The organism is Pseudomonas sp. B21-054 (assembly GCF_026016345.1).
Taxonomy (GTDB): domain Bacteria; phylum Pseudomonadota; class Gammaproteobacteria; order Pseudomonadales; family Pseudomonadaceae; genus Aquipseudomonas.
In genome coordinates this window covers 6404797-6427025 of the sequence record NZ_CP087204.1, presented here as the reverse complement: position 1 = coordinate 6427025, position 22229 = coordinate 6404797, and the positions used below count along the sequence as shown (strand labels likewise).

The 22229-nt window shown below is 61.9% G+C and carries 20 protein-coding genes and 1 pseudogene; 13 read left to right on the top strand and 8 right to left on the bottom strand.

All coding sequences use genetic code 11. The features are described from left to right. The first annotated feature begins 252 nt into the window (after nucleotides 1-252). The 9 genes from mdcA (at nucleotide 253) to madM (ending at nucleotide 7525) form a co-directional block, all read left to right on the top strand. The gene (gene mdcA, locus LOY70_RS27995; protein ID WP_265031866.1) at nucleotides 253-1923 is read left to right on the top strand and encodes a malonate decarboxylase subunit alpha; all 1671 of its coding nucleotides are present in this window, start codon (nucleotides 253-255) and stop codon (nucleotides 1921-1923) included. Continuing rightward, nucleotides 1924-2799, top strand: coding sequence for a triphosphoribosyl-dephospho-CoA synthase (locus LOY70_RS27990; protein ID WP_265031864.1), 876 nt, complete (start codon nucleotides 1924-1926; stop codon nucleotides 2797-2799). Beyond that, nucleotides 2799-3098: a malonate decarboxylase subunit delta gene (locus LOY70_RS27985; protein ID WP_123416166.1), complete on the top strand. Its 300-nt coding sequence runs from the start codon at nucleotides 2799-2801 to the stop codon at nucleotides 3096-3098. The genes LOY70_RS27990 and LOY70_RS27985 overlap by 1 nt, the downstream gene beginning before the upstream one ends. After that, complete coding sequence (locus LOY70_RS27980; protein WP_265031862.1) at nucleotides 3091-3942, top strand: biotin-independent malonate decarboxylase subunit beta; 852 nt, start codon at nucleotides 3091-3093, stop codon at nucleotides 3940-3942. The genes LOY70_RS27985 and LOY70_RS27980 overlap by 8 nt, the downstream gene beginning before the upstream one ends. After that, nucleotides 3939-4742: a biotin-independent malonate decarboxylase subunit gamma gene (gene mdcE, locus LOY70_RS27975; RefSeq protein WP_265031861.1), complete on the top strand. Its 804-nt coding sequence runs from the start codon at nucleotides 3939-3941 to the stop codon at nucleotides 4740-4742. The genes LOY70_RS27980 and mdcE overlap by 4 nt, the downstream gene beginning before the upstream one ends. Further along, nucleotides 4736-5359 carry a malonate decarboxylase holo-ACP synthase gene (locus tag LOY70_RS27970; protein ID WP_265031860.1) on the top strand — a complete coding sequence of 208 codons (624 nt, stop codon included), beginning with the start codon at nucleotides 4736-4738 and terminating at the stop codon, nucleotides 5357-5359. The genes mdcE and LOY70_RS27970 overlap by 7 nt, the downstream gene beginning before the upstream one ends. Continuing rightward, complete coding sequence (gene mdcH, locus LOY70_RS27965; protein WP_265031858.1) at nucleotides 5356-6276, top strand: malonate decarboxylase subunit epsilon; 921 nt, start codon at nucleotides 5356-5358, stop codon at nucleotides 6274-6276. Before LOY70_RS27970 ends, mdcH begins: the two co-directional genes overlap by 4 nt. A 66-nt stretch (nucleotides 6277-6342) precedes the next feature. Next, nucleotides 6343-6759 carry a malonate transporter subunit MadL gene (gene madL / locus LOY70_RS27960; protein WP_063323980.1) on the top strand — a complete coding sequence of 139 codons (417 nt, stop codon included), beginning with the start codon at nucleotides 6343-6345 and terminating at the stop codon, nucleotides 6757-6759. Nucleotide 6760: 1 nt separating this feature from the next. Beyond that, nucleotides 6761-7525, top strand: coding sequence for a malonate transporter subunit MadM (madM, locus tag LOY70_RS27955; RefSeq protein ID WP_123343684.1), 765 nt, complete (start codon nucleotides 6761-6763; stop codon nucleotides 7523-7525). A gap of 67 nt (nucleotides 7526-7592) precedes the next feature. On the opposite strand, the gene LOY70_RS27950 is transcribed toward madM, so the two are convergent. Then, nucleotides 7593-8507 (bottom strand): LysR substrate-binding domain-containing protein, encoded by a 915-nt coding sequence (locus LOY70_RS27950; RefSeq protein WP_265031856.1) that lies wholly within the window; start codon nucleotides 8505-8507, stop codon nucleotides 7593-7595. Between the two features lie 291 nt (nucleotides 8508-8798). Between LOY70_RS27950 and trhA the strand changes: the two genes are divergently transcribed. After that, entirely contained in the window at nucleotides 8799-9416 is a 618-nt protein-coding gene (gene trhA / locus LOY70_RS27945; protein WP_060740225.1) for a PAQR family membrane homeostasis protein TrhA, read from the top strand. Between the two features lie 125 nt (nucleotides 9417-9541). Here trhA and LOY70_RS27940 read toward each other — a convergent pair whose 3' ends face one another. Together LOY70_RS27940 and LOY70_RS27935 are read right to left on the bottom strand one after the other, a co-directional pair. Then, nucleotides 9542-10261 (bottom strand): 16S rRNA (uracil(1498)-N(3))-methyltransferase, encoded by a 720-nt coding sequence (locus LOY70_RS27940; protein WP_265031854.1) that lies wholly within the window; start codon nucleotides 10259-10261, stop codon nucleotides 9542-9544. A gap of 206 nt (nucleotides 10262-10467) precedes the next feature. After that, entirely contained in the window at nucleotides 10468-11874 is a 1407-nt protein-coding gene (locus LOY70_RS27935) for an adenosylmethionine--8-amino-7-oxononanoate transaminase (protein WP_265031853.1), read from the bottom strand. 223 nt (nucleotides 11875-12097) lie between these two features. Here LOY70_RS27935 and LOY70_RS27930 point away from each other — a divergent pair, with 223 nt between their 5' ends. Beyond that, a complete protein-coding gene (locus LOY70_RS27930; RefSeq protein WP_265031851.1) occupies nucleotides 12098-13861 on the top strand; it encodes a flavin monoamine oxidase family protein in 1764 nt (587 codons plus the stop codon). Between the two features lie 584 nt (nucleotides 13862-14445). Here the strand turns inward: LOY70_RS27930 and LOY70_RS27925 are convergent. Further along, a complete protein-coding gene (locus LOY70_RS27925) occupies nucleotides 14446-14988 on the bottom strand; it encodes a hypothetical protein (RefSeq protein WP_265031849.1) in 543 nt (180 codons plus the stop codon). A gap of 306 nt (nucleotides 14989-15294) precedes the next feature. Here LOY70_RS27925 and LOY70_RS27920 point away from each other — a divergent pair, with 306 nt between their 5' ends. Together LOY70_RS27920 and LOY70_RS27915 are read left to right on the top strand one after the other, a co-directional pair. Next, nucleotides 15295-15846 (top strand): cytochrome b, encoded by a 552-nt coding sequence (locus LOY70_RS27920; protein WP_265031847.1) that lies wholly within the window; start codon nucleotides 15295-15297, stop codon nucleotides 15844-15846. A gap of 32 nt (nucleotides 15847-15878) precedes the next feature. Further along, nucleotides 15879-16475, top strand: a complete 597-nt coding sequence (locus LOY70_RS27915; protein WP_123416153.1) for a YceI family protein — start codon at nucleotides 15879-15881, stop codon at nucleotides 16473-16475. 251 nt (nucleotides 16476-16726) lie between these two features. Here the strand turns inward: LOY70_RS27915 and LOY70_RS27910 are convergent, their stop codons facing one another. The 4 genes and pseudogenes from LOY70_RS27910 to ahcY all read right to left on the bottom strand — a co-directional run bounded on the left by LOY70_RS27910 (nucleotide 16727) and on the right by ahcY (nucleotide 22217). Continuing rightward, nucleotides 16727-18601 (bottom strand): DEAD/DEAH box helicase, encoded by a 1875-nt coding sequence (locus LOY70_RS27910; protein ID WP_265031846.1) that lies wholly within the window; start codon nucleotides 18599-18601, stop codon nucleotides 16727-16729. Between the two features lie 261 nt (nucleotides 18602-18862). After that, nucleotides 18863-19644 (bottom strand): annotated as a pseudogene (locus LOY70_RS27905) (substrate-binding periplasmic protein). Between the two features lie 156 nt (nucleotides 19645-19800). Further along, entirely contained in the window at nucleotides 19801-20646 is an 846-nt protein-coding gene (gene metF / locus LOY70_RS27900; protein WP_123343695.1) for a methylenetetrahydrofolate reductase [NAD(P)H], read from the bottom strand. 161 nt (nucleotides 20647-20807) lie between these two features. After that, entirely contained in the window at nucleotides 20808-22217 is a 1410-nt protein-coding gene (gene ahcY, locus LOY70_RS27895) for an adenosylhomocysteinase (protein ID WP_265031844.1), read from the bottom strand. Nucleotides 22218-22229: the final 12 nt, after the last annotated feature.

Sequence of the window (22229 nt, the reverse complement as noted above, 5' to 3'; positions counted from 1 at the left end):
CTTGGCGGTCGCCGCAAATTTCCAATCCAACCCATTCCCCTGTGGGAGCGAGCTTGCTCGCGATGGCAGAGTATCAGCCGGCTCAAAGTCGACTGATCCACCGCTATCGCGAGCAAGCTCGCTCCCACAGGGGGCTGGGTCCGTTTTCCCCACCGTTACTCCAACCGTAACGATCCGCCGCTGAGCTTGATTGATGCCCTCGCCACAACACTCCTAAGGTAACCCCCACGACAGCGAACCCGTGGAGTGGTCATGACAACAACAATATCCCCCGACTCGCGCTGGACGCGGCGGCGCAGCGAAAAGCAGCGGCGTCTCGGGCTGGTGAAGGGGCTTGCCGACGGTGTGGTGTTGCCCACCGACAAGATCGTTGCAGCACTGGAAGCGTTGATCCTGCCCGGCGACCGCGTGGTGCTGGAGGGCAATAACCAGAAGCAGGCGGACTTTCTGTCGCGCTCGCTGGCGAAAGTCGATCCTTCGAAGCTGCACGATTTGCACATGATCATGCCCAGTGTCGGCCGGTCCGAGCACCTGGACCTGTTCGAACGCGGCATTGCCCGCAAGCTGGATTTTTCCTTCGCCGGCACCCAGAGCCTGCGCATCAGCCAGTTGCTGGAAGACGGCCTGTTGGAAATCGGTGCGATCCACACCTACATCGAGCTCTACGCCCGACTGGTGGTGGACCTGATTCCCAATGTGGTGCTCTCGGCTGGTTTCATGGCCGACCGCGCCGGCAATATCTACACCGGCCCCAGCACCGAAGACACGCCGGCGCTGATCGAGCCGGCGGCGTTCAGCGACGGGATTGTCATTGTCCAGGTCAACCAGTTGGTGGATGACGTCAGTGACCTGCCACGGGTGGACATCCCGGCGTCCTGGGTCGATTTCGTGGTGGTGGCCGACAAGCCGTTCTACATCGAGCCGCTGTTTACCCGCGACCCGCGCCACATCAAGCCTGTGCATGTGCTGATGGCGATGATGGCGATCCGCGGAATCTACGAAAAGCACAACGTCCAGTCCCTCAATCACGGCATCGGTTTCAACACCGCCGCCATCGAACTGATCCTGCCGACCTACGGCGAATCCCTCGGTTTGAAGGGCAAGATCTGCCGTAACTGGACCCTCAATCCTCACCCGACCTTGATCCCGGCCATTGAAAGCGGCTGGGTCGAAAGTGTGCATTGCTTTGGCACTGAGTTGGGCATGGAAAACTACATCGCTGCCCGCCCCGACGTGTTTTTCACCGGACGCGATGGCTCGCTGCGTTCCAACCGCATGGTTTGCCAATTGGCTGGACAGTACGCGGTGGACCTGTTCATCGGCGCTACCCTGCAAGTGGACGGCGACGGCCATTCCTCTACGGTGACGCGCGGCCGCTTGGCCGGTTTCGGCGGTGCGCCGAACATGGGCCACGATCCGCGGGGGCGCCGTCACGGCACGCCGGCCTGGCTCGACATGCGCCACGGCGACGGCGAGGCACCGTTGCTCGAGCGTGGCAAGAAACTGGTGGTGCAGATGGTCGAGACGTTCCAGGAGGGCGGCAAACCGACCTTCGTCGAGACCCTCGACGCGGTGGACGTGGCGAAGAAAGCCGGCATGCCCCTTGCGCCGATCATGATCTACGGCGACGACGTCACCCATTTGCTCACCGAAGAAGGCATCGCCTACCTGTACAAGGCTCGGTCCCTGGAAGAACGCCAGGCGATGATCGCCGCCGTGGCCGGGGTCACCGCCATCGGTTTGCGCCATGATCCGAAAGACACTGCGCGCATGCGCCGCGAAGGGCTGATCGCCTTGCCCGAAGACCTCGGCATCCGTCGCACCGACGCCACCCGCGAGCTGCTTGCGGCCAAGAGCGTGGCCGACCTGGTGGAATGGTCAGGTGGCCTCTACAACCCGCCCGACAAGTTCAGGAGCTGGTAAATGCACGCCTTCAACCTGCAACCGAAAAAACTGTCCTTGGCCGAACGTCTGGCGGACATGGCGGTGGATGCGCTGATCGACGAAGCCGACCTGTCGCCCAAACCTGCCCTGGTGGACCGGCGCGGCAACGGCGCCCATACCGATTTGCACCTGAGCCTGATGCACGCCTCGGCGCTGTCGCTATGGCCTGCCTTCAAGGAAATGGCCGAAGCCGCCCTCGATTGCGGCGAAATCGGCCTGCCATTGCGCGAAGCCCTCGGCCGGATCGGCCGTGAGGGCGAAGCCGCGATGCTCGTCACCACGGGCGGCGTGAACACTCACCGTGGCGCGATCTGGGCCTTGGGCTTGCTCGTGGCCGCTGCGGCACTGGAACCTGAATCCAGCGTTGCGAGCGAGGTCACTTTACGCGCCGCACGCCTGGCTTTGCTCAACGACCGTTATGCGCCCCAACCCTTGAGCCACGGCGCCCAGGTCGCCCAGCGCTACGGCGTGCGCGGTGCCCGGGAAGAGGCGCAACTGGCGTTCCCGGCGGTGACCGGCCTCGGCCTGCCGCAACTCAAGCGCAGCCGCGCGGCGGGGGCGGGTGAGCAGAACGCCCGGCTCGATGCCTTGCTGGCGATCATGACCACCCTGGCCGACACCTGCGTGCTCTACCGTGCAGGCGAACCCGGTTTGCAGGCCATGCAACAGGGTGCCAAAGCGGTGCTCGAGGCCGGTGGCAGTGCCAGCCTGGGCGGACGCCGCCAGTTGCACGCGCTGGATCAACAACTGATTGCCTTGAATGCCTCGCCCGGCGGCGCCGCCGACCTGCTCGCCGCCTGCCTGTTCCTTGATCGTATCGAGCGCGGCGCTGGCCTCTTCCCTGGAGTGTACTGATGGAAACCTTATCCTTTGAATTCCCCGCCGGGCAGCCGCCACGGGGCCGGGCGCTGGTGGGCTGCGTCGGCTCGGGCGACCTGGAAGTGCTGCTCGAACCCGGGCTGGCGGGCAAGCTGATCATTCAGGTGCAGACCTCGGTCAATGGCAGTGAACAACGCTGGCGGCATCTGTTCGCCCGCATGTTCGAAGGCCAGACGCCGCCGGCCTTGTCTATCGACATCCACGATTTCGGCGCCACCCCCGGCGTGGTGCGTCTGCGCCTGGAACAAGGCTTCGAGGAGATCGGCCATGACTGACAGTGCAGCGCTGCTCAACAAGCACAGCTTTGTCGAACTCGGCGCCCGGCAACGGGCCAAGGCCTTGCTCGATGACGGTACGTTCCGCGAATTGCTCGATCCCTTCCAGCGCATCATGTCGCCCTGGCTGCTGCGCCAGGGCGTGGTGCCGCAAAGCGACGACGGCGTGGTGATTGCCAAGGGCAGCATTGATGGCCTGCCGGTGGTGATCGCCGCCATCGAAGGCGCGTTCCAGGGCGGCAGCCTCGGTGAAGTCGGCGGGGCGAAGATTGCCGGTGCGTTGGAGCTGGCCGCCGAGGACAACCGCAAAGGCATCCCGACCCGTGCCGTACTGCTGCTGGAAACCGGTGGCGTGCGTTTGCAGGAAGCCAACCTCGGGCTGGCGGCGATTGCCGAGATTCATTCGGCGATTGTCGATTTGCGCCAATACCAGCCGGTGGTCGGCGTGGTGGCCGGCAGTGTCGGCTGCTTCGGCGGCATGTCCATCGCCGCCGGGCTGTGCAGTTATCTGCTGGTGACCCAGGAAGCCCGGCTGGGCCTGAATGGCCCACAAGTGATCGAACAGGAGGCCGGGATCGACGAATACGATTCCCGCGACCGACCCTTCATTTGGAGCCTGACCGGCGGCGAACAGCGTTTCGCTACTGGCCTGGTGGACCGTTACGTCGCCGATGACGTGGCGCGGATCCGCCAGCAGGTCAGCCAACTGCTGCACCTGGGCGTTCCCGTCGAACACCGCAGCGGCCAGGCCGAACTGTTCCTGCAACGCCTGGCGCGGTTGGACACCGGCGTGCAAATCGAACCGGCCACGGTTCGTCAGCTGTATCAGGGAGAACGTTCATGAGCTCGTATTCATTGAGAGGCTTGCGCTGGTTCGAGGCCTTGAGCTGCGGCGCCAAACCGTTGGAAAGCTTGCCTGCTTCGTTGAAAGTCGCTGACGTCGCGCTGGGCGGGCAACACGTGCGCCTGCTGGCGGTGGTAGCGGATCCCGACAGTCGCTTTCCCCGGGCGCGCAATGGCGAAGTCGGTTTGCTCGAGGGTTGGGGCCTGGCCAAAGCCGTGGACGATGCCATCGACGCCGACCGTGATGCCTCCCACAAGCGTGCGTTGATCGCCATTGTCGATGTGCCGAGCCAAGCCTATGGCCGGCGCGAAGAGGCCCTCGGTATTCATCAGGCCTTGGCTGGTGCAGCGGACAGCTATGCCCGCGCACGACTGGCCGGGCATTCGGTGATCGGCTTGTTGGTGGGCAAGGCGATGTCCGGGGCGTTCCTCGCCCACGGCTACCAGGCCAACCGACTGATTGCACTGCGTGATCCGGGGGTGATGGTCCACGCCATGGGCAAGGCCTCGGCGGCGCGGGTGACCCTGCGCAGCGTCGAGGAGCTTGAAGCCCTGGCCGCCAGCGTGCCGCCGATGGCCTATGACATCGACAGCTTTGCCAGTCTGGGCCTGCTGTGGGAAACGCTGTCGGTCGAGCAGATCGAACAACCGACGGCGGCTGATCTGGCGCGGGTCACCGATTGCCTGCAACAGGCGATCGACGACGTTGCCGGGGCGCCTCGGGACTTGAGCAGCCGTCTGGGCGCGCCCCATCGGTCGGCCTCCAGCACGGTTCGCCAGTTGTTGAGAGCGCAGTGGTGAACAACCTCATGGCCCACGACCTGCTCTGGGGGCTGGCTCCAGAGCGGTTGCCTGCGGATGCGCCGGTCTGGGCCGTTGAAGCCTTGAGTGTTGGGCAACCGGTGGTGGTGCGAAGGGCGATGACCGTTGCGGGATACGTTGCGGTGGGCGTGCGCGGGCAATCGCGGGAACAACGTTACGCCACGTCGATGCCGGTGGCGGCGATCAAACGCCGGGTGCGCCCCGAGGACCTGTGTCACGTCGAATCCCGTCGCGACATGCCGGCCCTGCACGCGCTGTCCCGACTGCGTCCGTTGCTCGACGCCAGCGGCTGGACCTGGGGCGTCAGTGGCAGCGCCGGGTTCGAACTCGCCAGCGGCATCGAGGCGCTGCACGAGCGCAGCGACCTGGACCTGATCCTGCGCACGCCGCAACCGTTGGATCGTCTCCAGGCCAGGGATCTGCTGGCGCAGCTGGATGGCTCGGGATGCGCCGTGGACATGCAATTGCAAACGCCTTGCGGCGCTATCGCCCTGCGCGAGTGGGCGGGATCGGCGCGCCGGGTCTTGCTCAAGGATGACGTGCAGGCCCGGCTGGTGAGTGATCCCTGGCAGTCGTCGCGGGAGCAGGTCGCATGAGCAGCCTGTTGGTGTTCCCCGGCCAGGGTGCGCAACGAGTCGGCATGCTCCATGGGTTGTCGCCACAGGTCTTGGGCGAAGCGAGTGATGTGCTTGGCGCAGACGTGCTGCAACTGGACAGCGCCGAGGCATTGCAATCGACCCGCGCCGTGCAGTTGTGCCTGTTGATCGCCGGTGTGGCGGCGTCCCTTCGCTTACTGGAGCAGGCGTCTGCGCCGGATTATGTGGCGGGGCTGTCCGTCGGGGCCTATCCGGCGGCGGTGGTGGCCGGGGCGCTGGGGTTCGCGGACGCATTGCGGCTGGTCAGCCTGCGCGGTGAGTTGATGCAACAAGCGTATCCGCGAGGCTATGGCATGACCGCGATCATCGGCCTGGACCTGGCGGCGGTGGAAGCATTGCTGGCCCAGGTGCACGGTGAAACGACGCCGGTCTACCTGGCCAATATCAATGCCGATAACCAGGTGGTCATTGCCGGCAGTGACGAAGCCATGCGCCTCGTCGCTGAGCAGGCCCGCCGCCAGGGCGCCGCCAAGGCCTGCCGGTTGGCGGTGAGCGTGCCGTCCCACTGCCCGTTGCTGGAGGTCCCGGCGCGGACATTGGCCCAGGCATTCCTCGATGTGCCGTTGAAAACACCGACGCTGGGCTATCTCAGTGGCAGCCGCGCCCGACCGGTGACCAAGACCGATGCTCTGCGCGACGACCTGGCCTTTAACATGTGCCGCGTGGTCGATTGGCGCGGCACCGTGCAAAGCGCCTACGAACGTGGCGTGCGGCTACAGATCGAACTGCCACCCGGCGCGGTGCTGACCGGGCTGGCGCGCCGGGTGTTCGAGCAGGGCACCGTCATTGCCTTCGACGGCGCCCGGCTCGATACCTTGCAGGCGCTGTTGCGTGAGGAGGGAAGCCGCCAACCCTAGACACCGACTCAAGCTGGCGAAGCACAAAAACAACAACTTCGACGATGCACTCTGAGGACTACAACAATGATTATTTACGGTGTGGCGCTGTTGGCGATCTGTACGCTGACAGGGGTGATCCTGGGCGACATGCTCGGCGTGTTGCTGGGCGTCAAATCCAACGTGGGCGGGGTCGGCATTGCCATGATCCTGCTGATCTGCGCACGGTTATGGACACAAAAGCGCGGCGGCATGACCAAGGACTGCGAGATGGGCGTCGCCTTCTGGGGCGCCATGTACATTCCGGTGGTGGTGGCGATGGCCGCGCAGCAGAACGTTGTCACGGCCCTGCACGGTGGCCCGGTGGCGGTGCTGGCGGCGATTGGTTCGGTGGTGCTCTGCGGCTGCACCATTGCGCTGATCAGCCGGACCCACAAAGGCGAACCCTTGCCCGATGAACCGGCTGAGCTCACGCCGCTCGGCACTCCTGTAGGAGGTCGCTGATATGTGGGATCTCATCGAGAAAGGCCTGGAGCATAACGGTCTGATCACGGCGTTCGCGTTCGTGGGCGTGATCATGTGGGTGTCGGTGGTGGTGTCCAAGCGCTTGACCTATGGCCGGATCCACGGTTCGGCGATTGCCATTGTGATCGGCCTGGTACTGGCCTGGGTCGGCGGAACCATGACCGGCGGGCAAAAAGGCCTGGCGGATCTGTCGCTGTTTTCCGGTATCGGTTTGATGGGCGGGGCCATGCTGCGGGACTTCGCCATCGTTGCCACGGCGTTCGAAGTGCAGGCCACCGAAGCGAAGAAGGCCGGGATGATTGGCGTCATCGCGCTGCTGCTGGGCACGGTGCTGCCGTTCATTGTCGGTGCGAGCATCGCCTGGGTGTTCGGTTACCGCGACGCGGTGAGCATGACCACCATTGGCGCGGGGGCGGTGACGTACATCGTCGGGCCAGTGACCGGGGCCGCGATTGGCGCGACGTCGGATGTCATGGCGCTGTCGATTGCCACTGGGTTGATCAAAGCGATCATCGTGATGGTCGGCACGCCCATGGCGGCACGCTGGATGGGCCTGGATAATCCGCGCTCGGCCATGGTGTTTGGCGGCCTGGCCGGGACGGTGAGTGGGGTGACGGCAGGCCTGGCCGCGACGGATCGGCGGCTGGTGCCCTATGGCGCGTTGACGGCGACCTTCCACACCGGGCTAGGGTGTTTGCTCGGGCCTTCGTTGTTGTATTTCATTGTTCGCGGGATTGTCGGTTAAGTCTCAAGATCGGCTCTGAGCAGGCCGACGCCATCGCGAGCTTGCTCGCGATGGGTGCGGCGCGATTTCAAGCCTGGCGATTGGCATACATCCGGCACTCGGCCAACAGCGCCAGCAGATTCGGATCACGCTCCTTGGCCTTCAAAAACACCACGCCAATGTGCTGCTGCAACCGGTACTTTTCCTGCAACGGGATCAGTTTCACACGGTTTTCATACACCGCCGCGATCCGGCCCGGCAACAACGCATAGCCCACCCCGGAACTGACCATGCTCAGCAGGGTGAAGATGTCGTTGACCTGCATCGCCACCTTCGGCTCGAACCCCGCTTGCTTGAACACCCGAATCCCGTCCTGGTGCGTGGCGAAGCCCTGGGTCAAGGTGATGAAGGTTTCGTCGCGCACTTCGGCCAAGTCGACTTCGCTGCGTTGTGCAAAGGGTGAATCAGCTGGCGTGGCGAGGAAGATGTCATCGGAAAACAGCTCGATATGCTCGCAGTCCGGGTCGTTCACGCTGTCATCCAGGGAGATCAGGATCGCGTCCACCTCCATGTTCTTGAGCTTGTACAGCAGGTCGATGTTCGAGCCCAGGATCAGGTCGATATTGAGTTCGCTGCGGCGGATCTTCAGGCCCATGATCAACTGCGGCACGGTCTTGACCGTCAACGAATACAGCGAGCCGAGCTTGAAGCGCTCGGCGGAGAACCCGGCGGCCTCACGGGTCAGGCGCACACTTTCGACCACGTCCTGGATCAGCTTCTGCGCCCGTTCTTCCAGGACATAGGCGCTTTCCAGCGGCGTGAGGTTGCGGCCTTCATGCTTGAACAGCGGACAACGCAAGGCGCTCTCCAGCGAGTGAATGGCCCGGTGCACGCTGACGTTGCTGGTCTGCAATTCCGCGGCCGCCCGCGCCAGGTTGCCGGTGCGCATGAAGGCCAGGAACACCTCGAGTTTCTTCAGGGTCAATTCTTCGTCGATCAGCATGGGGCGGGCTCTTATTCGTATCGCCCGATTGTGCCCCAATCGACTCTTTTTGGAGGGGTTAATCTGTGGCGAGGGGATTTATCCCCGCCGGGCTGCGCAGCAGCCCCAATTCTGCCGCATCACCGTGTCAGGCAAATTGCATTCAACTGTATTGGGGCCGCTTCGCAGCCCAGCGGGGATAAATCCCCTCGCCGCAGGGTGTCGTGTGCCCTGAGGACTACAGCAAACCATTGCACTTTGCAGCGCCAAGCCTGAGCCTTGGCGTCTGTTTTGGAATGTGAGGGGGATTGGATGTATCACGGGGAACGACTCAACGCCTGGACGCACCTGGTCGGGGCGGTCGCGGCTTTTATCGGGGCGGTGTGGCTGCTGGTGATTGCCGGGATGGCCGGCGATCCGTGGAAGATCGTCAGCGTGGCCATCTATGGGTTCACCTTGCTGGTGCTCTACAGCGCTTCGACGGTCTACCACAGCGTGCGCGGGCGCAAAAAGGAAATCATGCAGAAGGTCGATCACTTTTCGATCTACCTGCTGATCGCCGGCAGCTATACGCCGTTTTGCCTGGTGACCCTGCGCGGGCCGTGGGGCTGGACCTTGTTCGGCATCGTCTGGGGCCTGGCGGTGATCGGGATCTTGCAAGAGATCAAGCCGCGTTCCGAAGCGCGGATCCTGTCGATCGTGATCTACGCCGTGATGGGCTGGATCGTGCTGGTGGCGGTCAAACCGTTGTTGGCGGCCCTGGGCAGCACCGGGTTTGCCTGGCTGGCCTCGGGCGGCGTGTTGTACACCGTGGGCATTATCTTTTTTGCCCTCGACCACCGTTTGCGCCACGCCCATGGCATCTGGCACCTGTTCGTGATCGCCGGCAGCCTGCTGCATTTCGTGGCGATTCTGTTTTATGTGCTCTAACCCCTGAGCAACCTGGATTCAATGTGGGAGCGAGCTTGCTCGCGATAGCGTCGGATCAGTCAGCATCGATGTTGACTGGCCCACCGTCATCGCGAGCAAGCTCGCTCCCACAGGGGGGGCTGACTTCAGAAATCCCCCCACAGTTGCTGTGCCACGGCCAAGGCCACCACTGGCGCGGTTTCGGTGCGCAGTACGCGGGGGCCGAGGCGGGCGGCGTGGTAGCCGGCGGTCTTGGCCTGTTCGACTTCGGCGTCCGACAGGCCGCCCTCGGGGCCGATCAGGAAGGCCAGTGCCTGCGGCCTGGCGTGGCTGACCAGCGGCTCGGCCACCGGGTGCAGCACCAGTTTCAGCTCGGCTTCGGTCTGCTTCAGCCAATCGGCCAGCAACATTGGTGGATGGATCAGCGGCACGGTGGAGCGCCCGCACTGCTCGCATGCGCTGATCGCCACCTGGCGCCAGTGCAGCAGGCGCTTGTCGGCGCGTTCGTCCTTGAGGCGCACTTCGCAGCGTTCGCTGAAAATCGGCGTGATCTCGCTGACCCCCAGTTCCGTGGCTTTCTGGATCGCCCAATCCATGCGCTCGCCCCGGGACAGACCCTGGCCGAGGTGGATACGCAACGGCGATTCAAGTTGTCCGGCGAATTGTTCGTCCAACTGCACCCGTACGCGTTTCTTGCCGACTTCGGCCAATGTGCCGCGAAACTCCTGGCCAGAGCCGTCGAATACCTGCACCGCATCGCCCTCGGCCATGCGCAGCACCCGGCCGATGTAATGGGCCTGGGCTTCGGGCAATTCGTGATCGCCGAGGCTCAGGGGCGCGTCGATGAAGAAGCGGGACAGTCTCATGTCGAATCTCTGAAAAGTTAACGGTGCTATGGATGCTCCCGGCACCTGTGGCGAGGGGATTTATCCCCGCTGGGCTGCGAAGCAGCCCCCAAAACATCCAACGCTATTTGCCTGAAACACCCGGGTGTCCGGTTTTAGGGCTGCTGCGCAGCCCAGCGGGGATAAATCCCCTCGCCACAATAGTGTTCCAACAAGAAGACCGAGGTTCAGCCCGGATCACGGAACCCAGGATGAAAATCCTTCGGCACCGCCACGCTGACCTTGTCCCGCGTGGCAATGTCGATGCCTTCGCTGGCGACTTCTGCCAGGAAGTCGATCTGCTCCGGGGTGATGACATACGGCGGCAGGAAATACACCACGCTACCCAGCGGACGCAGCAACGCGCCGCGCTCCAGGGCATGCTGGAACACCGTCAAGCCACGTCGTTCCTGCCACGGATAGGCGGTTTTGCTGGCCTTGTCCTTGACCATCTCGATGGCCAGCACCATGCCGGTCTGGCGCACTTCGGCCACGTTCGGATGGTCAGCCAGGTGCGCGGTGGCGCTGGCCATGCGCTGGGCCAGGGCTTTGTTGTTTTCGATGACGTTGTCGTCCTCGAAGATATCCAGCGTCGCCAGGGCCGCCGCGCAGGCCAGTGGATTGCCCGTATAACTGTGGGAATGCAGGAAGGCCCGCAGGGTCGGGTAGTCGTCGTAAAAGGCGCTGTAGACCTCATCGGTGGTCACGCAGGCCGCCAGCGGCAGGTAACCGCCGGTCAGGGCCTTGGACAGGCAGAGGAAGTCCGGCGTGATACCGGCCTGCTCACAGGCGAACATGGTCCCGGTGCGACCGAAGCCGACGGCAATTTCGTCGTGGATCAAGTGCACGCCGTAGCGGTCGCAGGCCTCGCGCAGCAGTTTCAGGTACACCGGGTGATACATGCGCATGCCGCCGGCGCCCTGGATCAGCGGCTCGACGATCACCGCCGCCACCGTGGCGTGGTGCTCGGCGAGGGTCTGTTCCATGGCGGCGAACATCGTGCGCGAGTGTTCTTCCCAGCCCATGCCGTCGGGGCGGTGGTAGCAGTCGGGGCTCGGTACCTTGATCGTGTCCAGCAATAGCGCCTTGTAGGTCTCGGTAAACAACGGCACGTCGCCCACCGACATCGCCGCGATGGTTTCGCCGTGGTAGCTGTTGCTCAGGGTGACGAAGCGCTTTTTATCCGGCCGGCCGCGGTTGATCCAGTAATGAAAGCTCATCTTCATCGCCACTTCGATGCAGGACGAGCCATTATCGGCGTAGAAGCACCGGGTCAGGCCGTCAGGTGTCATCTTCACCAGGCGCTCGGACAGTTCGATCACCGGTTGATGGCTGAATCCAGCCAGGATCACGTGTTCCAGCTGATCGACCTGATCCTTGATGCGCTGGTTGATGCGCGGGTTGGCGTGGCCGAACACGTTGACCCACCAGGAGCTGACGGCATCGAGGTAGCGCTTGCCTTCGAAGTCTTCCAGCCACACGCCTTCACCGCGCTTGATGGGGATCAGCGGCAGCTGTTCGTGGTCTTTCATCTGGGTGCAGGGATGCCACAGCACCGCGAGGTCGCGTTGCATCCACTGGTTATTCAGGCCCATTAACAGTCTCCTCGAGGCGGCTCGCGGCGGGCGCGGGCAAAACAATCGCGCAAGCCTATGCAATGGCGGCCCGGGGACAACCCATTGTGTCGTTCCCGCTACTTTGAACGAGGCGATAGACGCCGCTGGCGGCGCTTTGATGGCTGACGTATTCTTCGCGGCTCTTCTGAGCTTTCTGGCTCGAAAAACTGAAATTACCTACGTTTACTCCGGAGTTCGTTGAATGTCTGCTGGTTGGCTGCGCGCCTGTGCGCTGGTGATGATGGGGCTGTTCAGCGTTTCGGCGCTGGCCAAGGATAAGCAACCGACGGCCATCGTCATCGGCGGCGGCCTGGCGGGACTCACGGCGGCCTATGAGCTGCAGAATAAAGGCTGGGCCGTGACCCTGCTGGAAGCCAAGCCGAGCCTGGGCGGTCGTTCGGGCATGGCCACCAGTGAGTGGATCGGCAATGAGAAGACGCAGCCGGTGCTGAACAAGTACGTCTCGACCTTCAAACTGAGCACCACGCCAGCCCCGGAATTCGTGCGCACCCCCAGCTACCTGATCGACGGCACCTACTACACGGCCGCTGACCTGGCGACCAAACAGCCGGCAACGGCCGAAGCCCTCAAGCGCTACGAAACCACCCTGGACGACCTGGCACGCTCCATTGAAGACCCACAAAATCCGGCGGCCACCAACACCTTGCACTCGCTGGACCAGATCACCGTGTCCAACTGGCTCGACCGCCTGCAACTGCCAGCCACTGCCCGTCAGTTGGTGAACCAGGAGATTCGCACCCGCTACGACGAACCTTCGCGCCTGTCGCTGCTGTATTTCGCACAACAGAACCGCGTCTACCGTGGCGTGTCCGATCGCGACCTGCGGGCTTCGCGCCTTCTGGGTGGCAGCCCGACCCTGGCCCAGGCGTTCGTCAAGCAACTGAAAGTCATCAAGACCAGTTCCCCTGTATCGGCCATCTCACAAGACAAGGACGGCGTAACCGTCAAGGTCGGCAGCGTCGGTTACCAGGCTGACTACGTGGTGCTGGCCGTGCCATTGCGGGCGCTGAGCAAAATCCAGCTGACCCCGGCCCTGGACGCCCAGCATCAAGGCGCGATCAAGGGCACCAACTACGGCTGGCGCGACCAGATCATGCTCAAGTTCAAGACGCCGGTCTGGGACAGCAAGGCGCGCATGTCGGGCGAAATCTACAGCAACGCCGGCCTGGGCATGATGTGGATCGAGCCGGCCATGAAGGGCGGCGCCAACGTGGTCATCAACCTGTCGGGAGACAACGCCCGGGTGATGCAGGCGTTCGGCGACAAGCAAATGGTCGACCAGGTGTTGATCCGCCTGCACGCGTTTTATCCCCAGGCCCGTGGCTCGTTCACCGGTTATGAGATTCGTCGCTACAGCACCGACCCATCCACGGGCGGCGCGTACCTGGCCTTTGGCCCGGGCCAGATCAGCAAATACTGGCGCCTGTGGGAAAAGCCGTTGCAGCGCGTAGCCTTTGCCGGTGAACACACCGACACCCTGTATCCGGGCACCCTGGAAGGCGCATTGCGCAGCGGCCAGCGGGCCGCCAGCCAGGTTGAAGACCTGGCGGCGGGCAAGTCGTTCGAACCGCCAAAGGTCGCGCCGGCTGCAACGGCGGCAGCTGCCGGTGCCGTGGCGGCGAAGAAGGGCAACTTCTTCAGCAACCTGTTTGGTGGCTCGGATGACGAGAAGAAGCCGGAGCCGGTCAAGGCACCAGAGCCAGTAGCGCCGCCAGCACCGACGCCAGCGCCAACCCCGGCACCTGCGCCGGTAGAAGCGCCGAAGGCTGCAGTCCCGGTAAAAGCCGAGCCGACCAAAAAGGCCGCGGCCAAAGCTACGCCGAAGAAGCCGGCAGCCAAGGCCCCGGCGAAAAAGGTCCCAGCCAAGGCGCCGGTGAAAAAGGCCGAGCCGGTGAAGAAGCCAGCGGCCAAACCGGCGGCGACCACTGAGACTCAGGCTCAGTAACGTCTATGCGTAAAAAAAGCGCGGCCCTAGGGTCGCGCTTTTTTTTGCTCATTTATCAAGCGTGAAATGCCCAGCTTGCTTGCGTGGTGCCGTGGAATCGCACAGTCTACGATCGCGGTCCTACACGTCTCAGCGATATATCGGATGCTTCCCACAAAAGAGTCGGAAGGGAGCGATAGATTACGGCAAGCGTTGCGTTCTAGTCTCTGCAAAATCAAAAGGCTGGGGTGTTTATGAGACTATTAACGGCGGCAATAACGGTGATTGTACTTTCTGGTTGTGTGTATGGTGAATGTAGAGATCCCCTTTTGATTCCGATGATTCCAAAAAATGATCCGCAGTTAGCCCACAAATGCTCCATCGATCCATATAGGCCTGAGTGCTCGGTAAACTAATAATTCACAATTTCACCTCGTAAAAGCTGGAGTTAATATGAGGTTGATAGCGGTTTTAATGCTATTGGCAGTATTCGGTGTCAGTGGTTGCACTGCTGATGGTCGTATGGTGCTGAAAAAGCACGATCCTCAATTAGTTTATAGATGCGACATGGATCCTTACAGGCCTGAGTGCGTCAATAAGTGACTCTAGAGAGGCGGCAGTGAAAACGACCAAGTTTTAATTTCCAAGTCCTCAAATAAAATTTTGACCTGCTTTGCCTTGGACATACGTCCCGGAACGAAGCCAAAGCGAGCCCAGCATAGCTTTCCCGTTCGCCCGTCATGGATGACTAGGTTGCCGTCATCCTGAATGACCATACAAGCGTTGTACCAAAGCGACTTGTCAGTACTATGGCTACTTTCAGCAATCCATAAGCGTCTTCTGGATGGGTCATAGAGAAAGCCACTATTACTAATTACGAACTGTAGAGGCTCACGCATTCTTTTGGGGTGCAAGGTTTTGCTATATCGCTGGCTGCCATCTGCAACCCAGACTACAGCCTCACCATCTTTGATGATCAAATTCCCATTAGCCTGCAATACCAATCGAAATCGTCCATTTGGAGAGTGGAGGTACTGCCCCGGTGACATTGTTTGATTGGGAGGCAGCAACGGTGAGCCACTTTTTTGAAATGGAGTATAAGGAAGAGCCAGTTTTTTGCCTTGTTCAATGAGTGTTGGAGCTTTCATTTAATCAAGGGTAAAAACGGAAACGGCGATACATATATATTGCAGGGGCAAAAAATTTTGGATCATGGTGACGGCCCCGGGGCACGGCTTCCTGTGGGCGCGAGCTTGCTCGCGATGAGATCCGTGCGGCCATCCCATGGCTGCCTGCCCTCTTGCCATCACCCCCGCCATTTCTCTTTAATCTTTCCTTAACCCACCCCTCTCAGACTGATGATCGTATTTCTCGATATTTCAAAGCGAAAATTTCCGCTTTAAATCGATAGATAACTCGCTAGGCTTGGACGCAGTTTTTACAGGATATGAGCAATGCAGCTACGCAACTCTTCTTCTCGTTATGGCTGGGTCAGTATCGTCCTGCACTGGGGCATTGCGCTGGTGGTGTACGGGTTGTTCGCCCTGGGCCTGTGGATGGTCGGCCTGGACTACTACAGCACCTGGCGCAAAGACGCGCCGGACCTGCACAAGAGCATTGGCCTGGTTCTGCTGGCGGTGATGTTGGTGCGAGTGATCTGGCGTTTCGTCAGCCCGCCGCCACCCACCCTGCAAAGCTATGGGCGCCTCACCCGTGTCGGTGCCAAGCTTGGCCATAGCGCCCTGTATCTCGGGCTGTTCGCCGTGATGATCGCCGGTTACCTGATTTCCACCGCAGACGGTGTCGGGATCCCGGTGTTTGGTTTGTTCGAAGTACCCGCGCTGGTGTCCGGACTGCCCGATCAGGCAGACGTCGCTGGCGAGATTCACCTGTACCTGGCATGGGCGCTGGTTATTTTTTCCGGCCTTCATGCGTTGGCAGCATTGAAACACCACTTTATCGACCGTGACGCGACCCTCAAGCGCATGCTGGGACGCCAAGCCTGATGTTCAACCTCGACTCCAAAGGAATAGAAAGCATGTTGAAAAAGACGCTCGCCGCCCTGGCAATTGGTTCCGCCCTGCTGTCGGCCGGCCAGGCCATGGCTGCCGACTACGTGGTCGACAAGGAAGGCCAGCACGCCTTCGTCGACTTCAAGATCAGCCACTTGGGCTATAGCTACATCACCGGTACCTTCAAGGACATCGATGGCAAGTTCAGCTTCGACGCCGCCAAGCCTGAAGCCAGCAAGATCGAGTTCAACGTGAATACCGCCAGTGTGTTCACCAACCACGCCGAGCGCGACAAGCACATCGCCAGCGCTGACTTCCTGAACGTGAGCAAATTCGGCAAGGCCACCTTCGTTTCCACAAGCGTCAAATCCACCGGTAAAAACGCCGATGGCAAAGAAACCGCCGATGTGACCGGTGACCTGACTCTGCTGGGCGTGACCAAGCCGGTCGTGGTCAAGGCCACCTTCCTGGGTGAAGGCAAGGATCCATGGGGCGGTTACCGTGCTGGCTTCGAAGGCACCACCAGCATCAAGCGTTCGGACTTCGGCAAGCAGAAGGACCTGGGTCCAACCTCCGACGCGGTCGAACTGTACGTCTCGTTTGAAGGTGTCAAAGCGAAGTAACCTTCGCGCCTGACAAAAAAACGCCCCTGGTCTTGGGATCAGGGGCGTTTTTTATTGGGCTATGAAAATCGAGCAGACAGTGCAGAACCCCTGTGGGAGCGGGCTTGCCCGCGAAGGCGGTGTGTCAGTTGATAGATGTGCTGCTGACACGCCGACTTCGCGAGCAAGCTCACTCCCACATTTGGAATTGTGGCGGGCTAAAAAAAGCCCCGAGTCGCGAGACCCGGGGCTTTTTCACGGCTTGAAAAAACTCAGCGATTGCGTGTCAGCAATGCCGGTTTCTCGCCCCGTGGACGGCTTGGCAGTTGATCCAGCTGTTCAGGTGTCGGGAAGCGGTCGGCTTTCGACTCCTTGTGCATGATCTTAGGCTGGTTGCCACGCGGGGCCTGCACGGCGGGTTCCTGGCGAGGCTGGTCGTCACGGGCCGGGCGGCGCGGGCGGGTGTCTTCGCGGCGGGCCTGGCCGTCACGAGGGGCACCATTGCGTGGGCCGCTGCGCTTGGCCGGCGGAGTGCCGGTGGACGAGCCGTTGCTGTTGCGTGGACCGTTCTGGCGACCCTGTGGCTGGCCGCCGCGCGGCGCACCTGTAGTTGCACCCGTACCTTGTGCCGGGGCACCTGGGCGACGGCCGCGACCCTGGGCCGGTTTCTGCTGTGGCACGTAGTCGACACGGTTACCGAAGTTATCGACATCGTCGTCCAGGAACTCGTCCGGAGCGCGATCAGCGGCGGCGCGAGGTGCCGGACGCTGTTGTTCACGGGCCGGCGTACCTTCGCGAGGCTTCTGCTCACGGGCTGGGCGTTCGCCACGGCCAGTGCTATTGCTGGCCGATTTTTCCTTGCCCTTATCCTTGCCTTTGTCCTTGCGCCCGCCGCCACCACCGCCGCCATTCGGGCCGTCGCCGCGTGGGCCACGGGCATTGCGTGGGTTGCGCACATCCGGACGCTCACGCACTTCAGGCTTCTCGGCCTCGATCGTGCTGGCATCGAAGCCCATCAGGTCGCCGTCGGAGATTTTCTGCTTGGTCATGCGCTCGATGCTTTTGAGCAGCTTCTCTTCGTCCGGCGCAACCAGCGAGATCGCTTCGCCCGAACGACCGGCCCGGCCAGTACGGCCGATACGGTGGACGTAGTCTTCATCGACGTTAGGCAGTTCGAAGTTGACCACGTGGGGCAACTGGTCGATGTCCAGGCCGCGGGCGGCGATGTCGGTGGCTACCAGGATGCGCACTTCGCCGGCCTTGAAGTCGGCCAGGGCCTTGGTGCGGGCGTTCTGGCTCTTGTTACCGTGGATCGCCACGGCCGGCAGGCCGTGTTTGTCCAGGTACTCGGCCAGGCGATTGGCGCCGTGCTTGGTGCGGGTGAACACCAGGACCTGTTCCCAGGCACCGGCGGTGATCAGGTGCGCCAGCAAGGCGCGCTTGTGGCTGGCCGGCAGGCGGAACACGCGCTGTTCGATGCGCTCGACCGTGGTGTTCGGCGGCGTGACTTCGATGCGTTCCGGGTTGTGCAGCAGCTTGCCCGCCAGGTCGGTGATGTCCTTGGAGAACGTTGCCGAAAACAGCAGGTTCTGGCGTTTGGCAGGCAGGCGGGCCAGCACTTTTTTCACGTCATGGACAAAGCCCATGTCGAGCATGCGGTCGGCTTCGTCCAGCACGAGGATTTCAACGTGGGACAGATCGACGCTGCCCTGGCCGGCCAGGTCCAGCAAGCGACCGGGGCACGCCACCAACACGTCGACGCCACGGGACATGGCCTGGACCTGAGGGTTCATGCCGACCCCGCCGAAAATGCAGGCGCTGACGAACTTCAGGTCGCGAGCGTAGACCTTGAAGCTCTCGTGCACCTGGGCGGCCAGTTCGCGGGTAGGGGTCAGGACCAGTACGCGCGGTTGGCGCGGGCCGTGACGCTGGGATTTGTCTGGGTGACCGTTGGGGAACAACCGCTCCAGGATCGGGAGGGCGAAACCACCGGTTTTACCAGTGCCTGTCTGCGCCGCAACCATCAGGTCGCGACCTTGCAACACGGCGGGAATGGCCCGCTGTTGCACCGGGGTAGGCTGGGTGTAGCCGGCGGCCTCGATGGCGCGGACTAAAGCCTCGGAGAGACCGAGGGAAGCAAAGGACATGAGTAATCCTGTTTTAGTGAGGGCCTGGCCCAATGGGATAGTCTTGCCGGGCGCGAATGACGTTCAACAAAAAGACGTCACCCCGTCCGGTCCTGCCGAGTCTGAAAGACGGGTCCGGACAGGGCTCGCGCGGGCTGAAAGCTGCGCTGTAGCGGTGTCGGGATGCCTTTTGCAAGACCGGGCGTCCGGGCGTGAGCCTGGCGGGAAGGTCGGAGTATAACAGAGCAAACGCCGTGCGCCGCTTTCCTGCTGCTCAACGGTTTATTTCAATGTAGCGCCGGCTGGGGCGCCGCCGCTTTGGTAACAAGGTCGGCCCCGTAGCGGGCACTGAGTTCGGCATAGGCCGGTTCGCGCTTGAAACGCTTGAGTTCGGCGCCGAAACGGCGCACCAGCAAATCCATCCCGGCGTTGCGCCGTACTGCCAGGTATTGGTTTTGGCGGCTTACGACCATCGGGTTTTCGGTGATCTGGTCGCCCAACTGCATTTGCTTGAGCACATGCCGGCCCACCCGGCGGTCGGTGATGAGCAGGTCGATCCGGCCCAGCTGCAACTTGCCGAAGTTGGCTTCGTGGGTCGGCGCCGTTTCACGCTTGAACAGGGACGATTCCCTGAAAGCCTGGCTGTACAGGTAGCCGGGGGATGTGCCGACGGTCAAGCCGCCCAGGTCATCGAGCGTGCGAAACGGATAGGGCCGGGCGTTGGCGTAGAACATCACGAACTCCACCTCCGACAGCGGTTCGCTGGGATAGAGCAGCAGGGCGTCGCGTTCGTCGCTGTGAAAAATGTCCAGCGCTCCGTCCGCCAGCCCCTGTTCCAGCATCACCAGGCAACGCTTCCATGGCAGGAACTGCCATTCCACGTCGATACCCAGGCGTTTGAACACAATGGCCGTGGTTTCGTAGTCCAGGCCCAGCATCTTGCCGTTTTCTTCGTAGACATAAGGTGCCCAGGGTTCGGTGACAATGCGCAACTTCTCGGCCCGGGCAGCCATGCTCAGGCAGACGAGAAGAAGGGCAGTGAGTAACTGGGCAATAACGGGCATGGCCTGAGGTTACGACGAGAGCTCATCAAATAGCTAGAGTGCTCTGGCTCGGGCCTTGGTTGCCTTTTACCTGCATCAGGGGCGGGGGCCGGCGCAGCAACCGAATAAAAAGGCCCGGGTTTTCACCCAGGCCTTGTGTAACGGCCGCATTAGCGGTTAACGCGGCAACTTGAGGTTGTTCCATACCGCCAGGCTGGCTTCGGCCTGGTTCAAGGTGTAGAAATGCAATCCCGGTGCACCGCCTTGCAATAGACGCTCACACATTTGCGTGATGACGTCCTGGCCGAAGCTTTGGATGCTGGACGTATCGTCGCCGTAGGCTTCCAGTTGCTTGCGGATCCAGCGTGGGATTTCCGCCCCGCAGGCGTCGGAAAAACGCGCCAGCTTGCTGTAGTTGGTGATCGGCATGATCCCCGGCACGACAGGAATGTCGACGCCCAGCTTGCGTATGCGCTCGACGAAGTAGAAATAGCTGTCGGCGTTGAAGAAGTACTGGGTGATCGCACTGTTGGCGCCGGCGTTGGCCTTGCGTACGAAGTTGCGCAGGTCGTCTTCGAAATTGCGTGCCTGGGGGTGCATTTCCGGGTATGCCGCCACTTCGATGTGGAAGTGATCGCCGGTTTCTTCACGAATGAATTCAACCAGATCGTTGGCGTGGCGCAGCTCGCCGCTGGCCATGCCCATGCCCGAGGGCAGGTCACCGCGCAAGGCAACGATGCGCTTGATGCCTGCCGCCTTGTACTGGGTCAGCAGGCCGCGCAGGTCGTCCTTGCTGTCTCCCACGCAAGACAGGTGGGGGGCGGCGGGGATTTTGACTTCGCTTTCGAGCTGCAACACGGTGTTCATCGTGCGGTCACGGGTCGAACCGCCGGCGCCATAGGTGCAGGAGAAGAAATCGGGGTTGTAGCTGGCCAGCTGACGGGCAGTGGCGATCAGTTTTTCATGCCCAGCATCGGTCTTCGTCGGGAAGAACTCGAAGCTGTAGCGACGGTCTTGGGACATGGTCATATCCTTAGAAACTCGTAGGGCTGAAAGCCTGGCGCATCCCAATGTGGGAGCGGGCTTGCTCGCGAAGGCGGTTCATCATCCAACATTGATGTCGCCTGATCCTCCGCCTTCGCGAGCAAGCCCGCTCCCACAGGGAGAGCAGGCAATAGAGCCGATCAGTAGCGGTAAGCGTGCGGCTTGAACGGGCCTTCGACGGTCACGCCGATGTAGTCAGCCTGTTGCTTGGTCAACTTGGTGACCACGCCGCCGAAACCACGGACCATTTCCAGGGCCACTTCTTCGTCGAGTTTCTTGGGCAGTACTTCCACGGTCAGGCGCTCGGCTTTCTGGGCCGGCGACAGGTCGGCGTATTTCTGGCCGAACAGGAAGATCTGGGCCAGGACCTGGTTGGCGAACGAGCCGTCCATGATGCGGCTTGGGTGGCCGGTGGCGTTGCCCAGGTTAACCAGGCGGCCTTCGGCCAGCAGGATCAGGTAGTCGTCGTTCTGCGGGTCGAAGGTGCCGGTGCCGGTGCGGTGAACCTTGTGGACCTGTGGCTTCACTTCTTCCCATGCCCAGTTCTTGCGCATGAAAGCGGTGTCGATTTCATTGTCGAAGTGACCAATGTTGCAGACCACGGCGCGCTTCTTCAGGGCCTTGAGCATGTTGGCATCACAGACATTGACGTTGCCGGTGGTGGTCACGATCAGGTCGATCTTGCCCAGCAGTGCTTTGTCGATGCTGGCTTCGGTGCCGTCGTTGATCCCGTCGATGAACGGCGAAACCAGCTCGAAACCGTCCATGCAAGCCTGCATGGCGCAGATCGGGTCGACTTCCGACACCTTGACGATCATGCCTTCCTGGCGCAGGGACTGGGCCGAGCCCTTGCCCACGTCACCGTAGCCGATCACCAGCGCCTGCTTGCCCGACAACAGGTGGTCGGTGCCGCGCTTGATGGCGTCGTTGAGGCTGTGACGGCAGCCGTACTTGTTGTCGTTCTTGCTCTTGGTCACCGAGTCGTTGACGTTGATGGCCGGGATTTTCAGCTCGCCCTTGGCCAGCATGTCCAACAGGCGGTGGACGCCGGTGGTGGTTTCTTCGGTCACGCCGTGGACTTTTTCCAACACGGCTGGGTATTTTTTGTGCAGCAGCTCGGTCAGGTCGCCGCCGTCGTCGAGGATCATGTTGGTGTCCCATGGCTGGCCATCCTTGAGGATGGTCTGCTCCAGGCACCACTCGTACTCTTGTTCAGTCTCGCCTTTCCAGGCGAATACCGGGATGCCGGCAGCGGCAATGGCGGCAGCGGCCTGGTCCTGGGTCGAGAAAATGTTGCAGGACGACCAACGCACTTCGGCACCCAGGGCAATCAGGGTCTCGATCAGCACGGCGGTCTGGATGGTCATGTGGATGCAGCCGAGGATCTTAGCGCCCTTGAGCGGTTGCTCGCCGGCATACTTGCGACGCAGGCCCATCAGGGCTGGCATTTCGGATTCGGCGATGATGATTTCGCGACGGCCCCAGGCGGCCAGGGACATATCGGCGACTTTGTAGTCAGTAAAAGCGGCAGGCGTGATAACAGCGCTCATGAAGAGCCTCCA

Bases quoted from the DNA above. Each gene is read 5' to 3' on its own strand.
- mdcA (WP_265031866.1), top strand. From the start codon at position 253: ATGACAACAACAATATCCCCCGACTCGCGCTGGACGCGGCGGCGCAGC.
- LOY70_RS27990 (WP_265031864.1), top strand. From the start codon at position 1,924: ATGCACGCCTTCAACCTGCAACCGAAAAAACTGTCCTTGGCCGAACGT.
- LOY70_RS27985 (WP_123416166.1), top strand. From the start codon at position 2,799: ATGGAAACCTTATCCTTTGAATTCCCCGCCGGGCAGCCGCCACGGGGC.
- LOY70_RS27980 (WP_265031862.1), top strand. From the start codon at position 3,091: ATGACTGACAGTGCAGCGCTGCTCAACAAGCACAGCTTTGTCGAACTC.
- mdcE (WP_265031861.1), top strand. From the start codon at position 3,939: ATGAGCTCGTATTCATTGAGAGGCTTGCGCTGGTTCGAGGCCTTGAGC.
- mdcH (WP_265031858.1), top strand. From the start codon at position 5,356: ATGAGCAGCCTGTTGGTGTTCCCCGGCCAGGGTGCGCAACGAGTCGGC.
- madL (WP_063323980.1), top strand. From the start codon at position 6,343: ATGATTATTTACGGTGTGGCGCTGTTGGCGATCTGTACGCTGACAGGG.
- madM (WP_123343684.1), top strand. From the start codon at position 6,761: ATGTGGGATCTCATCGAGAAAGGCCTGGAGCATAACGGTCTGATCACG.
- LOY70_RS27950 (WP_265031856.1), bottom strand. From the start codon at position 8,507: ATGCTGATCGACGAAGAATTGACCCTGAAGAAACTCGAGGTGTTCCTG.
- trhA (WP_060740225.1), top strand. From the start codon at position 8,799: ATGTATCACGGGGAACGACTCAACGCCTGGACGCACCTGGTCGGGGCG.
- LOY70_RS27940 (WP_265031854.1), bottom strand. From the start codon at position 10,261: ATGAGACTGTCCCGCTTCTTCATCGACGCGCCCCTGAGCCTCGGCGAT.
- LOY70_RS27935 (WP_265031853.1), bottom strand. From the start codon at position 11,874: ATGGGCCTGAATAACCAGTGGATGCAACGCGACCTCGCGGTGCTGTGG.
- LOY70_RS27930 (WP_265031851.1), top strand. From the start codon at position 12,098: ATGTCTGCTGGTTGGCTGCGCGCCTGTGCGCTGGTGATGATGGGGCTG.
- LOY70_RS27925 (WP_265031849.1), bottom strand. From the start codon at position 14,988: ATGAAAGCTCCAACACTCATTGAACAAGGCAAAAAACTGGCTCTTCCT.
- LOY70_RS27920 (WP_265031847.1), top strand. From the start codon at position 15,295: ATGCAGCTACGCAACTCTTCTTCTCGTTATGGCTGGGTCAGTATCGTC.
- LOY70_RS27915 (WP_123416153.1), top strand. From the start codon at position 15,879: ATGTTGAAAAAGACGCTCGCCGCCCTGGCAATTGGTTCCGCCCTGCTG.
- LOY70_RS27910 (WP_265031846.1), bottom strand. From the start codon at position 18,601: ATGTCCTTTGCTTCCCTCGGTCTCTCCGAGGCTTTAGTCCGCGCCATC.
- metF (WP_123343695.1), bottom strand. From the start codon at position 20,646: ATGTCCCAAGACCGTCGCTACAGCTTCGAGTTCTTCCCGACGAAGACC.
- ahcY (WP_265031844.1), bottom strand. From the start codon at position 22,217: ATGAGCGCTGTTATCACGCCTGCCGCTTTTACTGACTACAAAGTCGCC.